We start from the raw sequence: 14,779 nt of genomic DNA, 5'->3' as shown, positions 1-14,779 counted from the left end.
CGGCTGGGTAGTGAATACCATGCTGAAATTAACGGATATTCTGACTCCTGTTAGCGGATAGCTAAGGTTTAGCCCATTCTGAATTCTGACTCCTGTTTACATTTTTATCCCCACAACCTCCGGCCTGCTTTCCCACTTAATTTTTGGTGAGTATCTGCCAATAAAGCTGGAATATCTAACTTTTCTGGACACCGAGGTAAACAGTCTCCACATTCTGTACAGCGATCGCCTTTCATTCCAGGGAACCAGTGACCAGCATTTTCAAACATTCCGTAACGATATTGTCCATAGTCTTTCATGTCGTATGCCACTGCCAGATTACGTAACCGCAATATCTCTGGAATATTGATATTTTCTGGACAAGGCAAACAAGCATAACATTGGCTACATTTATCAGTTCCCAAAGCAAGTTTTTGGTGATTTTCTAACCTCTCAAAAGCAGAAATTTCTACTGATTTTAGTTCTCCATTATGGTCAGTAACTTGCAAAGGTTCTATTAATTCATCTGGGTTGGCTGGCCCTATACTTAAAGTATTAATACGGTTATCAGCGAGTAAAAAACGATAGCTTAGTTCTAAGGGGGAATACGGCTGACACAAGTCTTTTAGGATTTGGGGTGGCGTATACAGCTTTCCTCCTTTGTCAGCAGGGGAAATAATGAAAATGCCCATATCTTTTTCGGCAGCTAGTTGAATTGCTGGTGCGTGCCGTTGAAAAAAATAGTAGTAATGCAGATTGACAAACTTAAAAAAATCTGTGCTTATAGCTGACTGAATTAGTTCTAATGACCCGTGGCTGGAAAAACCCACGTGTCGCACTCGACCATCAGCAACAGCTTCCTCTACAGCCTGCATACAGCCATTTTTGGCTTGCACCCACTCCAAATGTTGCCAAGTGTTCAAGCCATGAACCCCTAAGCAATCTAAATAATCTAGCTGTAATCGTTCTAGGGATTCGTCGATGCACCGACGCATGGTGTCAGCATCTGCTGTGGCTGGGATTTTGGTAGTGATGTAAAGCTTCGTTCGGGGTACTGATAACCCAGCTTTTAATGCCCTACCAAGATACTCCTCGCTTTTGCCGTAACCTCTGGCGGTTTCTAGATGATTAATTCCTAACGCTAAGGCTTGTTCAATTATCTGGTGAGCATTTTCAAAATCAGCCAGGTAGCGCATTGTTCCCAAGGAGAAAACCGAGAGGTGCAGATTCGTTTTCCCAAAGCGTCGGTATTGCATAAATTGAGTGCTGAGTAGTAAGTGCTGAGTAAAAAGACGATTAATATTGTCTGTACAAGAGTGAAAAGTAAAAAAAGAAAGAATAAAGAATTTACTTTTAAGATTCTCTATTCTTTCTCAGCACTCAGCACTCAGCACTCAGCACTTTCCTAGCTGTCGCCATTACCAAAGCGCTTGATCAAATCTTCAGGACGGAGATTAGAAATAAATTCACGGAAGGCTTGCTGTTCGGCTTCATCTGCATCACGATCAACAGGGATAGAAGCATCGGCAATCACTTCTTCCATTACCCAGATGGGGGTATTTGTACGGAGAGCAATGGCGATCGCATCGCTAGGCCGTGCGTCAATTTCTTTTTTAACCTCGCCTTGCTGAACGATTAAAGCCGCATAAAATGTATCCTTTTGCAGGGAATGAATGATCACCTTTTCTAGAGTCATATTCCAAGTCTCTAGAAGATTCACAATCAGGTCGTGGGTTAAGGGTCTGGGAGGCTTTTGATTCTCCAGTGCGCCCATAATTGCCCTAGCCTGTTCCTGACCAATGTAAATTGGCAAAGCCCGTCGATCTGAAGAATCTTTTAAAAGAACGATCGGGCTGCGGGTTATGGCATCTAATGCTATGCCAGCAACTTTCATTTCAATCATTGCCTAAGCCTCTACAATGCTTTGAAAGCCTTGGATGCTGTGTAACAAATAGTACCCCTTTTTAGGCGGTTTGGTGCCAGTAATAAACATAAGCATTCGTTCTCTATAATTGCTTCTATTAAACTCCGAACTTGTGGTGAAAACCAGAGTAAGTCAAATTGGTCTTCTTAGACAATAACCTTCTTACCCAAGTATGCCTTGTGAAGGATGCTAATGTGTTAATATTCCTATACGAAAAAAAGTCAGAAAATATACTTGGATGTTCGACATTTCTGTGACAATTACCAATTCATTTCAGGCAAATTTAGGCAATAAATAGAGTTAGTTTGACAAAAAAGCCGTGTTTACAGGATTAATCCAAGCATTAGGAACGATGGAACCCTTAGGGGGCGATTCTTGGCAAATTACTTGTGTGAGCCATTCGTGTGAAGTAATTATGCAAGATTTGGCTTATGGTGACAGTGTTGCAGTAGATGGCGTTTGCTTGACAGTAGAAAAAGTTTTAAAAGACGGGTTTATCGCCACAGCTTCACCGGAAACGCTACGCCGCACGACGTTGGGAGGTGAGCAAACGCAACAGAGATATGTCAATTTAGAAGCGTCGCTAAAGGTGGGGAGCAAAGTTGGCGGTCATTTTGTGATGGGTCATGTAGATGGCATCGGTCGATTGCTAGTGGCAGAACAAACGGCTAGTTCTTGGGAAATGACCTTTATTGCTTCCGTTGCGATCGCACGATACATTGTCCCCAAAGGTAGCATAGCTGTCAACGGCATCAGTCTCACAGTAGCCGCTTATGACTCAGAACTCTCTCAGTTCAAGGTGGCGGTAATCCCCCTCACATACAGCGAGACAAATCTTCGCTATTTGGTTGCTGGAAGTTTGGTGAATTTAGAAGGGGATATTCTCGGCAAATACGTCGAAAAATTCCTTTACTCTGGCAACCCAAACACCACAGCCCATGATGAAACAAGTTTAGATGGCATTACACCCGCATTCTTAGCAGAACACGGGTATTTGTAAGTGGGAATGGGGAATGGGGAATGGGGAATGGGGAATGGGGAAAGAGCTAACTTTTTATTCTCCCCCTGCTCCCCTTGCTCCCCCTGCTCCCCTGCTTCTTCTAACTGCCTGGTTCTTGAATAACCTGAGCGGTTTGCAAGCCTCTTACTAACTGGCTGAGGGCGCTTTGTAATTCCACGCCTGGGTCAGCAGCAACCCAACCGTTAGGTGTTAAGTGGCGGACTTCAAAGTGCAGGTGAGGGCCTGTGGATGCCCCGGTGCTGCCAACTCGGCCGATGAGAGTTCCAGGTTGTACCCATTGACCGGGTTGAACAAGGATTTCTGACATGTGACCGTAGAGAGTTTGTTCAGCCGATTTGTGATTCAGGATAACGGTTAAACCATAACCACCCATCCAGTTAGCAGTTTCGACTTGACCAGCTGCTGCTGCTAAAACAGGTGTTCCCGTAGGCGCACCTAAGTCTGTACCAGCATGGAAGCGTTGATTACCTGTGATTGGATGAACTCGCCAACCAAACAACGAGGTAATGGGAGCGGGTATAGACAAGGGATACATCATCCCCGTCCCATTATAGGCAACTGCTCCTGTGTAGGGAATTTGTGGCAATACCGATGCTAGTGAGAAGTCGTAAGCTACGTTGCTAGGACGGGGTGCAATGTTGCCATCTGCCATTGGTGGCGGTAAAGTCCCACCACTGGGTGCGATAGGAGTTGCACTCACTCTTGTGGGGCTGAACTCGCTGGGATTCGGGATAAACCGATTCGGGCGATATGCGGTCTTGGTGTCACCACTATAACCATTTTGAGTAGAACGCCATCTGCTGTTGTTGCCAGTCGTTGCAACTTGCCGCGCGGTTGGAACTACTGGCAATTGGGCGTTTTGACTTCTTCTTAGCCAATTAGGTGCTGCTTTACCATTAGAATCAGCTACATTCCTTTGGGGTACTTTGGCGCAAACGCCGCCTAATACGCTTTGTCCTGAAGGCAAAATGGCTCGGCAACCACTAGAGCGTTCTGTGAGAATTACAGAATTTGGTGCTTGATAAGTACCTGTAGCACCACTGTCATAACTATTAGGATCAATATAGGCGTTATTATAATCCTTGGTTTTACCTGGCGCTGCACTAACAGAACTGTTGGAGTTATTCAATGGTTGAGCAACTTCTGGGAGTTTTTCAGGTGCAGGGGTATTGGGTTTTTCCTGTCTCACCCTTATAGGAGTAACCTGGGAGGTTTCTACTTTGGGTTTTGACTGTCTGATAATAACAACAGGTTCAGCAGCTTCGATTTTGGGCGTAGACTGCCTAACTGGTTCTTTTGATTGAGCTACCTCTGGCTTACGTAGTCTCTGTTTGAGCCTGGCTCGCCGTTGGGAAAATTCCGGTTGCGCTTGAACTGCTTCGGGTGCAACAGCCTGCTTTTTAACTAGATTTGGAACTACTGTTGGCTGGGAAGTTTCAACAGTGGGAACGATATTATCTACTTGTGCTTCCGTTTGGGCAAACACAAAGCCGCCGCTAAGGAGGCTGACACTACTCAGCCAACAGAGGCTCTGAGCTGGTAGTGTTGAGGCAAAACGTTTTTTTGTTAGACCTTGCTGCCATAAATATAAACGATGATGGGCAGAATTATTGCGCTGCGTCATTTGTTCTCTCAGTTGTGTGTAATTAGCCTAAAGAGATGATGCTAGTGGTTTGTCTTGCCCAAAGAGCGAAATTTTGAACAAACCTCAAATTTAAACGGAAGATTTATGGTACCCCAAACTGATTGTACCGGGTTCAATATAAATTTCCGGTGTAATTAGTTCCTTTGTATTGTATGTTTCTAAATCAACTCGTAAATTTCCTTGAGGAGTCACCCCAACTACAGTACCTAAAAGATTATTGACATAAACCCGATCGCCCATATTTGTAAGCAAGTCTAGATAGCGAGACAATAGTATGCTTACTCCTTCTTGTTGAAGGCACTCCATACCGGATTCTATTCCCAGTAAGACTGTAGAGGTGAGTATTTCCAGACAAGAGATTGGTCTGAAATCTTGGGAAGCTTGCCACGATTCCAGATTAATTCCAGTTTCGGGGACTGGATTTGTCCAGTTAATACCAACACCAATTACTGCTTGGGTGATTTGTCCTTTGTTTACTTTGGTTTCTGTCAAAATGCCGCCTAGTTTGCGACCATTTAAAACTAAATCATTGGGCCATTTTATCCCAACATCTATACCGCGCTGACGCAATTGAGACGCAATTCCCCAAGCAGTAGCGAAAGTTAGCTGGTAGCTGTCTGTCGCTTCTATTTTGTGGTCGAAAGAAATCGCCACGGAAACATATAATCCCCCAACTGGAGAAATCCACTCGCGTCCCCATTGTCCTCGCCCAGCAGATTGCTGAGTGGCGATGACTACTGTTCCTGAAATAGCCCCTTGGTGGAGTAAGTTCCAGAGGGTTTGGTTTGTTGAGGAGACGCTTTCAAAGAAGTGAAGGGAAAATGGTAAATATGTATGCTTACGCCCTGCTTTCAAGGCTGATTCCAAGTTTTGCAGATTAAATCCCACAGCAGTTAACCCAAATTCCGTTGTTCAAGTTAGCATTGATTGGCTGATGAGTGATTTTTGTTTAGGTTTGGTTGAAGATGCACACTTGGCACTGGCGCAATTGGGAAGGACTGCCTTATCTAACTTGTAGTATTCTGGAACATTGGCATCACGGCTTCTTTACCCAGCAGTTTTGGCCGCGATCGCCACAAGTTATCACAGAAGTATTGCAACCAGAGGCATCAGTCTATCGCTTAAAGCAGGTTCATGGCAATACTGTTCTCACCCCCCAAGAAGTTGAAAGCTTCTTAAGCTCTGCTGAGGAGGATTTAGCATCGGCGGATGGTTTAATGAGCGAGCAGCCTCTCCAAGCCGTTTGGGTAGCTAGTGCAGATTGTACACCCGTGCTAATTGGGGATGTGAAAACTGGACGGGTGGCAGCATTACACGCAGGTTGGCGAGGAACTGCTAAGAAAATTGTGCCCCTAGCGATCGCTAGATTACAATCTCAAGGCAGCAAACTTGATGATTTACGCATTGCAATGGGCCCGGCGATCACTGGTGAGGTTTACCAAGTCTCCATTGAAGTGGCTGCTGAAATTGGGGCTAGTATTATACCACATGAAGACGAAGAAAAAATTGTAACTGCATTGCATGAGCTACCAAATTCACCTTTACTAGAAGATCCTAATCCGGGAAAAGTAAGGCTGGATGTGCGGCGAGTGAATACCTTACAACTGGAAAACATGGGGATTAGTGCAGAACAAATTGCGATCGCACCTTATTGTACTTTCCAAACTCCAGAGCATTTCTTTTCTTATCGCCGAGAGAAAGAGAAAAAAGTGCAGTGGTCAGGGATTGTCAGTGGTAAAGAACTTTAAGGCAATACACTTCAGATAAGACCAAAACACTTGTAGAGACGGCGATTTATCGCGTCTCAAAACCCACGATCTTGTACAACTAGCGCTTTGAAACGTATTGGATTTTAAGGTTCAAATTTTAAAACCTATGACCTTTTTTTAATTAATTAAAAATTAAGGAGGATAATAATTTTTAATTAATTTGGGGTACAAGCTCCTACTGATAGCGCAGCGTCTCGTAGAGAGTATCTTGCAATTTTTAATTAATAATTTTTAATTTTTAATTTGGAGCGAAGCGACTTGACGCAGTGAACTAATTGCTAAGACTAAAATACTCAGGGTGATTCCTAGAATTGCATAACTCGGTAGCGCGAAGATCGTTACTTTCAGAAAGTAGGGTAATTCCCCTGCTTTCACGTTCCAACGATTTGCTAGAGAGCCGATGAGCCAGCCATGAATAACTGCTGTTTGCACTGCTAGAAAGCAAATGCCTGATAACCAAACAGACATTCTTCTCATAGAGAATTTATAATATCTGATTTGATATAGCAAATCATTGAGCAAAAAAACAACCGCAGGTATTAACATTACAGTACTAGTTTGTTGTGAATAGTTAATGGCAATACTCAAGCAACAAACTAGTACCATTTCGGCTAAGTATATTTCTTTTGACCAGGCTGTAATAGATTGTTGTAGATACCAATACCAACCGACGAAACCAACTAGTATCAGAACAATGAAGTCTGACAATAACTTGGCAAATAATGGATTATTGGGTAATAACCTTGGGCCCACTACCATCAAATCTAGGCGAGTAATTGAAAGATAGGGACTATTAGATGGATCGTTAAGCCAAAGTGAAAATCCACGAGCCGTATCTGGTAGGTATTGTGTCAAAGAATTGCCTGTTAATGCTAGACCTAAAAATACTAGAGAAGTTCCTGTGACAACAGATACAAAAACTAGAGAAAAGCGTCTTTTAAATAGAAAATATAGAATGAATAATGCAGCTAATGTTGGTTTACAAACAGCAATACTCAAGCAAAGTCCTGCTGGAATATCCTGATATTTTCTAGCCAAGATAAACATCCATAAGATGAGAACTACAACGAAAATGGCAAGATTACCAACTTGAAGATCACGAACTAAGCCATAAATTAAGGCAGCCGAGATTGTGCAAATAGTTCTGAAAGCTGGCGACTTCGATTCTAAGAGAATGTTCGCTCCCCATAAAGCCAAGCCGATTGCTAATATGTGCATCACAATCCAGATTGTAAACGCAGTATTGAGCGAAAAATAACCGAGAAACCAGATAAGAGGAATAATATTCGGTGGATAGACAAATGGTGGAATAAATCCACACGTTTTAGTTAGGCTACAGAAACTTTGGTTAAAAATCTCGACATTAAAAGGACTCAAATGCTGATGAGCCAATTTACTCGCCACATAAAACCATTTAAAATCCCATAAAGGTGGATTTGGCTGATTTAGAAAATAAACTAGCCAACCTGTATAACAGAGAAATCTTGTTACTACTAATACAACAACTGCTTGGATGATAAAGTTAACAATTGGTTGACGAAAAAATTGTATTAACCGTTGAATTGCAGAAGCTTTTAAGAATAAAGAATTTTTCCAGGCTACCTTCTCATCATTGTCTAGTTGCCAATTATTTTTGAGAACCAATGCAACTATAATTACTATAATTAGGTTCCAAAAACCAAAGTTTATCATCAGCAATGATCTCAAGAATTATTTCTGTATATCCTAGATAATATAAATAGTTGTGTGTTTTTATAATCAAATTACAACACTTTTATAATTAACGATCTAGAATCTCCGCTATTTATGGCTGGAGAGTGTCAAATAAAAACTTGGCTCAATACCTCACGGTGCATTAATGCCCTATCTACTAAAGATTGTATTTGGTCTGCTGATAAAGGATCGCCATTAGTATAATGCTCCATCCAAGTTAGACTAATCAAATTAGGATCATCGGGTAAACTCGCCAAATCCCACCCAGGCATTTCTAAGTCTTCCATAAGACGATTTACCTTGGGGTCATAACTAAGAGCAAAGCAACGACAACCAACAGATGCAGCCATAATCAAGCTGTGTAGACGCATTCCAATTGCCATTTCCACGCCGCGAAATACACCTTTCAAAAGTTGTGGATCTTCCAGACATAAAATCTGGCTGACATCTTTAAGGTGGGGTTGAATAGCTTCGGCAATACTTAAATCTTCACTTTTTTGAAATGGCAGTAGTAAGATAAAAGCCTGCGTAGCTTTTTGAAAATCCACCAAAGCACGAGTCAAATTTGCTAGGCGTGTTTCTGTAAGTTGGGGATGCGATCGCAACGTTACCGCAACTCTCGGCGCAGGTAAATCCCAAAGTCCCGGTACAGGTTTCGATTCCAACGCCCAAACCGGGTCAGGAGCTATAATACAAGGAATTTCCCAATCAGATAATAAAGCAGCGCTGGCGCGATCGCGGACACTAACTTTGCTACAATTACCAAAGGTTTGCCGCGCTAACCAACGAGTTTGCGGACGCACCAATGGGCCAATACCCTGCGCCCAAGCAACAGTTTTCAAACCCATTTTCTGCGCCAATGCCATCATTCCGCCATAATAAAAGGGGCTGATAGTGCTGGTAACATCTTGAATAAGACTCCCGCCGCCCCAAATCAAGGCATCACTGGAGCGTAAAGCTTGCAGCACAGCTAAAGGAGCCATGCGATCGTAGGTTTCTACATTGTAGCGATCGCGCGTTTCCTCTGGATTTCCCGAAAGTACCACAGGCGTTACGTGAGATGGTAACATTTGCAAGAGCGTTGCTAACAAAGCCTCGTCACCACCATTACCTTTACCGTAATACCCAGACAATAACGCCCGCATCTTGACCATTTTGGATTTTAGATTTTAAATTAACAACTTTTTTTAAACCGTTGATGCCATCCTGCCAATAAAAGATGAATTGTATTGTAGGAAAATAAGACCATAGAAAAACAAAAAGATTAATACTGTTGATTCTTAACTCCAGTACAGACACTAAATTCCGCGTCTTTAATTCCTAACTCATAACTTTCTTATGCACACCCTATCGATTCCCACCTGGATTATTCATATTTCTAGCGTTATTGAGTGGATTGTTGCCATTTGGTTAATCTGGACTTACGGCGAACTCACTAATAATCGCAATTGGTGGGGATTGTCCCTTGCTATGTTACCAGCTTTAGTTAGCGCTATGTGTGCTTGTACCTGGCATTATTTCGATAACGCCGAATCTCTGGAATGGCTGGTAACACTTCAAGCTACCATGACCTTAGTTGGTAATTTTACGCTTTGGGCGGCAGCATTTTTGGTCTGGCGTTCTACCAAATCTTCTAACACTGTTGAACCAGAACCTATCAAATTAGAGCAATGATTTCTAAAGAAACCCTGTTTGCACTTTCACTGTTTCCCTATTTGGGTTTCTTGTGGTTTATCAGCCGGAGTCCACAAATGCCGCGTTTAGCGCTGTATGGATTTTACGGTACTCTGGTTTTTGTGGCTATCACCATCCCTGCTGGAATTTACGCCCAATTGCATTATGGCGAGTCTTTGGCCAATGTAGATTGGTTGCACGGTGGTGCAGAAGTATTTTTGACTCTTTCTAACATCTTGCTTGTGCTAGGTTTTGGGCAAGCTGTCAGGCAATTACAAATCAAAAATCAAAAATAGAAACCCCAGCGCTAGCTAGGGTTTTGATTGCATTGAGTTATGAGGGAGAAATAAATGGATGTAATTCCAGCAATTGATTTACTAGAAGGTCGATGTGTGCGACTGTATCAGGGAGACTACGATCGCTCGCAAGTGTTTAGCGAAAATCCCGTTGATGTTGCCAAACAATGGGTTGATCAGGGTGCTAATAGACTGCACATAGTTGATTTAGATGGTGCTAAAGCAGGTAAAGTAGTAAACTTGGGGGCAATTGAAGCGATCGCTCACGCAGTGTCAGTGCCCATTGAAATTGGTGGAGGATTGCGCGATCGCACCAGCGTGCAACAATTATTCAATCTAGGCGTACAGTGGGCAATTCTCGGAACCATCGCCGTAGAACAACCCCAGCTAGTACAAGAGCTGTGTGCAGAATTTCCTGAACAGATAATTATTGGCATTGATGCCCGTAACGGTAAAGTTGCAACTCGCGGTTGGTTAGAAACCTCAGAAGTTTTAGCAACCCAATTAGCTGTACAAATGCAAGAATTGGGTGCAGCTGCCATCATTTACACAGATATTCACCGAGATGGTACTCTCATCGGCCCAAATTTAGAAGCTTTGCGAGAACTTGCGGCGGTAATTTCCATCCCGATAATTGCCTCTGGCGGTGTAAGTTCTCTCACCGATTTGTTGAGTTTGTTGGCGTTAGAACCTCAAGGCGTGACTGGCGTAATTGTCGGACGTGCTTTGTATACTGGGGATATTTTACTCAAAGAAGCATTGCGAGCGATCGGCCCTGGGCGGATTCAGGATATTCCACCCAATCTAGGTTTTTCTAGTTTTGCTTGATTATCGCTCTTCTATTAGCGATCGCGTTTGTAATCGTTATCGTAAATTCAAGGGTTTAAGACCCCAACCATTACACGTAGTATCAGTTGAGTTAGAGTTTAAATCCTCCGCAGTCGCCACAACGGGGGGAACCCCCGCAAGGCGCTGCTCTCCGACTCCAACTGTCTTTAATTTTGAAGTAATAAGTAATGGGTATTTACTCATTACTCATTACTCATTTATTTAACGTCTCATCCTACCTGTACCTACCTTCACCTTCTGAGATCCTTCGACAATTTGGTAAAGTTTGTCTTCAAGTTTTTGCATACATGCCGACCAATCAAATTCAAGTATGGAAGGGCGAGCGTGCCGAGTCATATCTGCCTTCAAATCGGGATTTTCTAGAATCGTAATCACCTTGTGAGCAAAGTCTGTGGGGTTGTTAGGTTGGGCAAGAAAGCCATTACGACCAGGAAACACCTGTTCTGATGTTGAGGGTGCAACAACGGCAACTAAAGGGGTTCCAGATGCTAGGGCTTCGTTATTTGTAGTGCAGAAGTTTTCAGTGACGGAGGGGTTGACAAAAATATCTGCTCTCGCAAACCAGCCTAAAAGTTCTGTACCGTGGGATTCGCCCCAGATAGTAATACCCGATCCAAACTTTTTAGCACGCTCACGAATCTCTTCATCCATCGGGCCACTACCAACAATTACCAGATGAACATCAGGAATTTTGGCAGCTATGACTGGAAATATATCAAGCAATTGGTTGACATTCTTTTCCGGGGTGATGCGTCCGACAAACAAAATAGTTGGTCGGTTGTCGTTAGGAATGGGATTGTAACAAATGTTGCGCGGATGAAATTTCTCGCAATCGATGCCTTGATAAGGGACATATTCAGCACGTTGGCATTTCAATTCTTCGTATTTAGTGAGTTGTTCTTTAGAAGAAAAGTAATTGAAGTCATAAGACTCACTAAATTGCTTGACTAAAACGGGAACGATCGGACGAACAAAGTTAAAGAATTTATCTCCAAAATAATATTTGATATACGCAACGATATCAGTATGGAAAAGTGAAATTATTGGTGTGCCTGTTCGTTTTGCGTATTCGACACCGATGGGACGACCATAACCTTGCAAGAAAAATGAGTATAAACCTCTCATTTGTGCGGCTTCTTCAACCAAGATAATATCAGGCTTAAATTTCTCCAGCAACTTGGTATCACTCCAATGCCGATAATTTAGCGGTTGAGGAAGAGACTTATAGAATAACAGTGGTTCTGTGGGAAATGCGTAAGCAGAGAAATTGGGAAAAGACTCAATTTCATTCAAACCTGGCATGGGGCGATTGCCAACATTTTTGGGATAGCGATCGCTGATTTGCGGATGAACTAAAAAAACCTCATGTCCTTGCTCTAGCAACCAACGAACTCGTTGGTGAACAGCGACAGAAACACCAGTCAAGAAAGGAGCATACAATCCTGTAAATAGTGCAATGCGAAGTTTTTGCTTAGTCATAATAAAGGGGAATATTTCACAAAAATGCTGGTTTTCAATTTAGGATTTACGCAGCTTATGTTTCATGAACATCCTAATTTCCTAGCTCAGAAATTCCCACTAATAAAGTTAGACTAAGGATTTACACATTTTCAAATAGCCGAAATTCTCAATTGTGAAGTGGATGTTTATAAACCTGGATTGAAGCTCTCAAAACATCCAAAAAATAAGTCAAAATTCCCCTTAATATATTTGTCTAAACCCTTGCCCTTTTATGCAAATACATTTTGATAATCAACAATAAAAAACGTGTATTCTGACAAGGGTTATAGCTAATATAGTTGTACTAAATATAAGATAATATAATTTGAAGACTAGGGAATGTTTAGTGTAATAACTTTCATGCCCTAGTTCATATTTAGCGATTTAATTCAAAGAGAAACCTTGCCATCAATAGGCTGATCTAACCATTGATAAGGGCGATATTCCACTAGCCGCACATTCCAAGGGCCTTGAACCCGATAGGAGACACCGCGCCAAGTGACTGTTGAGATCCAAATGGATGATAGCATCGCTAGTCCATAAACCCACTGTGTTAGGGGAATCCCAATCAACATTTTGATAATTGTAGCAGGTGATAATTTTGCGATCGCCTGGTCATTAGAGCGAACCACTCGCTGTATCTCTAATTCCAACACGAGCATGATCAAGAGTAGTCCGACAGTATAAACACCATAGCAGCCTAACAAGAGAGCCGCAGCTTCCCATTTTGCCTGTAAGAAGGACTCTAAAACTAAGATGATCAGTGCAGTAGGAAACAAAATGCTAGAAACAGCTTCACTAACTAAAGCTAGCCAACGCGGGTGATACAGTCGAGAATAAAGTATCAGGCGCTTAAGATAGTCGATTAAGTTGGATAAATCAGTCTCTTCACGATTGACAATTAGCAGCGAAGGCACAAACTTTACCTGAAACCCATGTTTTTTGAGGATGTCGTGCATCATAAAATCCTCGCCTAAAGCTTGTCCCCACTTATCTAGCAGTTCTGTTTGGCGAAGTACTTCTGTTTTCACAGCCAAACTCCCACCCCAAGGAATCTGGAAGATAAACATTTGCACTACTGTGGATACATTGCCGATGTAGCGAACTAAAGATCCCCAATACCTACCTGTAGGTACGTACCAACGATTACCTGTTGTTGCTCCTACTCTAGCATCACCTAAAGGACTGACTAATTCTCGCAGCCAATTTACATGGACTATGGTATCAGCATCTACTAAGGCAACCACCTTGTAGGAATCATCCAACTCACGGACAGCTTGGACTAAGGAACTACATTTGAGACTACAATTGTTGCGTACTATTCTCAAAGAGCTAATTTGAACGTTGGTCGCTTCTTGCTCTGTGATGGTTTCACTAGCAATTTTCCAAGCGGGGTCTTCGTGACTATCAACGATCAATTTTAAATCATACTGTGGATAGTTTTGGTTCAGGAGCGATCGCAAACATCTAGGCAAAAACGGATCGGCTCCGCGTAAGCAAAGAATCACTGCTGTTTTGGGTAACTGATCATCTGGTAATAAGTTTTTTTTAGATGAGCGCAGATACCATATAAAAACAAGCGTTAAACACACCTGAATAACCAACCAACCCGTCAAAGACTTAGACAAAAATATCGCCAAATCTTCCATTAAATTTTTAGTCTCCGGTAGAATATCGGCTTGTTTATATGTCAATACAGTTCAGATAAGCTCAAAACCCTGATGTAGAGACGCGATAAATCGCGTCTTGAAAGACCAATTACCTACACCACTAACCCTTAACTGAACCGTATTGGTTTATATGTAGGTGTGATCTAAACAGTAATCCTGAAGAATTGGTAATTAGGGGAGAGGTGACAGGAAATGTCTGTACTTTGTAATCTCTCCCCTATTCCCTTTATGAATCCAGCGAATATTTCATGATAATATTGACTGTTGTATTTTTATTTACAACAAAACTGGCATCACGAAACTTTGGTGTACCGGTTTGTATAGACACAGTTGGGTTTTTGGAAATTCCAAAACCTTCTGTGGGAATACCAAAAAAGTCTTTATTGAGTTTGCGATCGCCATTTTGATCGTCAACCACAGCGACAGCATAACTTCCAGGTTTCAAACCGGAGAATTCTTTTCTTACAGAATTACCAGTAATCTTAGCGCAGCCACTTTGAGATCCCTTAGAATTACTCATCGGAAATCCTTGTTCAGTTGCATAAACTCGGAAGCAAATCTCACCTTTTTTGTGTTGTATACCATTCACTACAACACTTAATGTTGTAGTTGGTTCTGCATTCGCTATTTTAGCAAAGCTGAGGCTCACTAAAGTAGCAAGTAAAACATGAGACAAATGAGATAATTTCAGCATAGTTTTGTAGGGTAAATAGGTGATTTTGGAGCTGGACAAAAGCTG

Annotated in this window: 14 protein-coding genes; 5 read left to right on the top strand and 9 right to left on the bottom strand. The window is 42.2% G+C overall.

The features are described from left to right. Positions 1-104: 104 nt before the first annotated feature. Positions 105-1,235: an aldo/keto reductase gene (locus V7K69_RS24900; RefSeq protein WP_335039304.1), complete on the bottom strand. Its 1,131-nt coding sequence runs from the start codon at positions 1,233-1,235 to the stop codon at positions 105-107. A gap of 149 nt (positions 1,236-1,384) precedes the next feature. Beyond that, positions 1,385-1,882, bottom strand: coding sequence for a bifunctional nuclease family protein (locus V7K69_RS24895; protein WP_012406891.1), 498 nt, complete (start codon positions 1,880-1,882; stop codon positions 1,385-1,387). 340 nt (positions 1,883-2,222) lie between these two features. Between V7K69_RS24895 and V7K69_RS24890 the strand changes: the two genes are divergently transcribed. Further along, on the top strand, positions 2,223-2,903 hold the full coding sequence (locus V7K69_RS24890) for a riboflavin synthase (RefSeq protein ID WP_335039302.1): 681 nt from the start codon (positions 2,223-2,225) through the stop codon (positions 2,901-2,903). A gap of 100 nt (positions 2,904-3,003) precedes the next feature. Here V7K69_RS24890 and V7K69_RS24885 read toward each other — a convergent pair whose 3' ends face one another. After that, positions 3,004-4,548, bottom strand: coding sequence for a peptidoglycan DD-metalloendopeptidase family protein (locus V7K69_RS24885; RefSeq protein ID WP_335039300.1), 1,545 nt, complete (start codon positions 4,546-4,548; stop codon positions 3,004-3,006). A gap of 90 nt (positions 4,549-4,638) precedes the next feature. Continuing rightward, positions 4,639-5,457, bottom strand: a complete 819-nt coding sequence (locus tag V7K69_RS24880) for a biotin--[acetyl-CoA-carboxylase] ligase (protein WP_335039298.1) — start codon at positions 5,455-5,457, stop codon at positions 4,639-4,641. Positions 5,458-5,534: 77 nt separating this feature from the next. On the opposite strand from V7K69_RS24880, the gene pgeF reads away from it, so the two are divergent. Beyond that, complete coding sequence (pgeF, locus tag V7K69_RS24875) at positions 5,535-6,317, top strand: peptidoglycan editing factor PgeF (RefSeq protein WP_335039296.1); 783 nt, start codon at positions 5,535-5,537, stop codon at positions 6,315-6,317. Positions 6,318-6,569: 252 nt separating this feature from the next. Here the strand turns inward: pgeF and V7K69_RS24870 are convergent, their stop codons facing one another. Together V7K69_RS24870 and csaB are read right to left on the bottom strand one after the other, a co-directional pair. Then, positions 6,570-8,030 carry a glycosyltransferase family 87 protein gene (locus V7K69_RS24870; RefSeq protein WP_335039294.1) on the bottom strand — a complete coding sequence of 487 codons (1,461 nt, stop codon included), beginning with the start codon at positions 8,028-8,030 and terminating at the stop codon, positions 6,570-6,572. A gap of 128 nt (positions 8,031-8,158) precedes the next feature. Beyond that, entirely contained in the window at positions 8,159-9,196 is a 1,038-nt protein-coding gene (gene csaB / locus V7K69_RS24865) for a polysaccharide pyruvyl transferase CsaB (RefSeq protein ID WP_335039467.1), read from the bottom strand. Positions 9,197-9,389: 193 nt separating this feature from the next. On the opposite strand from csaB, the gene V7K69_RS24860 reads away from it, so the two are divergent. Genes V7K69_RS24860 through hisA form a run of 3 tightly spaced genes read left to right on the top strand, consistent with a single transcriptional unit; the run spans position 9,390 to position 10,849 of the window. Further along, positions 9,390-9,725 carry a DUF2499 domain-containing protein gene (locus V7K69_RS24860; RefSeq protein ID WP_190934172.1) on the top strand — a complete coding sequence of 112 codons (336 nt, stop codon included), beginning with the start codon at positions 9,390-9,392 and terminating at the stop codon, positions 9,723-9,725. Further along, positions 9,722-10,021 (top strand): DUF3593 domain-containing protein, encoded by a 300-nt coding sequence (locus V7K69_RS24855; protein ID WP_335039290.1) that lies wholly within the window; start codon positions 9,722-9,724, stop codon positions 10,019-10,021. Before V7K69_RS24860 ends, V7K69_RS24855 begins: the two co-directional genes overlap by 4 nt. Positions 10,022-10,075: 54 nt before the next feature. Beyond that, a complete protein-coding gene (hisA, locus tag V7K69_RS24850) occupies positions 10,076-10,849 on the top strand; it encodes a 1-(5-phosphoribosyl)-5-[(5-phosphoribosylamino)methylideneamino]imidazole-4-carboxamide isomerase (protein ID WP_335039287.1) in 774 nt (257 codons plus the stop codon). 222 nt (positions 10,850-11,071) lie between these two features. Here hisA and V7K69_RS24845 read toward each other — a convergent pair whose 3' ends face one another. From V7K69_RS24845 to V7K69_RS24835, 3 genes are all read right to left on the bottom strand, one after another. Then, the gene (locus V7K69_RS24845) at positions 11,072-12,349 is read right to left on the bottom strand and encodes a glycosyltransferase (RefSeq protein WP_335039285.1); all 1,278 of its coding nucleotides are present in this window, start codon (positions 12,347-12,349) and stop codon (positions 11,072-11,074) included. A gap of 410 nt (positions 12,350-12,759) precedes the next feature. Then, entirely contained in the window at positions 12,760-14,019 is a 1,260-nt protein-coding gene (locus V7K69_RS24840) for a glycosyltransferase (RefSeq protein WP_335039465.1), read from the bottom strand. A gap of 247 nt (positions 14,020-14,266) precedes the next feature. After that, positions 14,267-14,734, bottom strand: coding sequence for a DUF2141 domain-containing protein (locus V7K69_RS24835; protein ID WP_335039283.1), 468 nt, complete (start codon positions 14,732-14,734; stop codon positions 14,267-14,269). Positions 14,735-14,779: the final 45 nt, after the last annotated feature.

Source organism: Nostoc sp., assembly GCF_036917775.1.
Lineage (GTDB): Bacteria > Cyanobacteriota > Cyanobacteriia > Cyanobacteriales > Nostocaceae > Nostoc.
The sequence above is the reverse complement of the archived record's forward strand: the minus strand, read 5'-3'. Positions and strand labels throughout refer to the sequence as shown.

Coding starts and splice junctions, on each gene's coding strand:
- V7K69_RS24895 (WP_012406891.1), bottom strand. CDS start 1,882: ATGATTGAAATGAAAGTTGCTGGCATAGCATTAGATGCCATAACCCGC.
- pgeF (WP_335039296.1), top strand. CDS start 5,535: ATGCACACTTGGCACTGGCGCAATTGGGAAGGACTGCCTTATCTAACT.
- V7K69_RS24845 (WP_335039285.1), bottom strand. CDS start 12,349: ATGACTAAGCAAAAACTTCGCATTGCACTATTTACAGGATTGTATGCT.
- V7K69_RS24835 (WP_335039283.1), bottom strand. CDS start 14,734: ATGCTGAAATTATCTCATTTGTCTCATGTTTTACTTGCTACTTTAGTG.
- V7K69_RS24870 (WP_335039294.1), bottom strand. CDS start 8,030: ATGATAAACTTTGGTTTTTGGAACCTAATTATAGTAATTATAGTTGCA.
- csaB (WP_335039467.1), bottom strand. CDS start 9,196: ATGCGGGCGTTATTGTCTGGGTATTACGGTAAAGGTAATGGTGGTGAC.
- V7K69_RS24885 (WP_335039300.1), bottom strand. CDS start 4,548: ATGACGCAGCGCAATAATTCTGCCCATCATCGTTTATATTTATGGCAG.
- V7K69_RS24840 (WP_335039465.1), bottom strand. CDS start 14,019: ATGGAAGATTTGGCGATATTTTTGTCTAAGTCTTTGACGGGTTGGTTG.
- V7K69_RS24860 (WP_190934172.1), top strand. CDS start 9,390: ATGCACACCCTATCGATTCCCACCTGGATTATTCATATTTCTAGCGTT.
- hisA (WP_335039287.1), top strand. CDS start 10,076: ATGGATGTAATTCCAGCAATTGATTTACTAGAAGGTCGATGTGTGCGA.
- V7K69_RS24855 (WP_335039290.1), top strand. CDS start 9,722: ATGATTTCTAAAGAAACCCTGTTTGCACTTTCACTGTTTCCCTATTTG.
- V7K69_RS24900 (WP_335039304.1), bottom strand. CDS start 1,235: ATGCAATACCGACGCTTTGGGAAAACGAATCTGCACCTCTCGGTTTTC.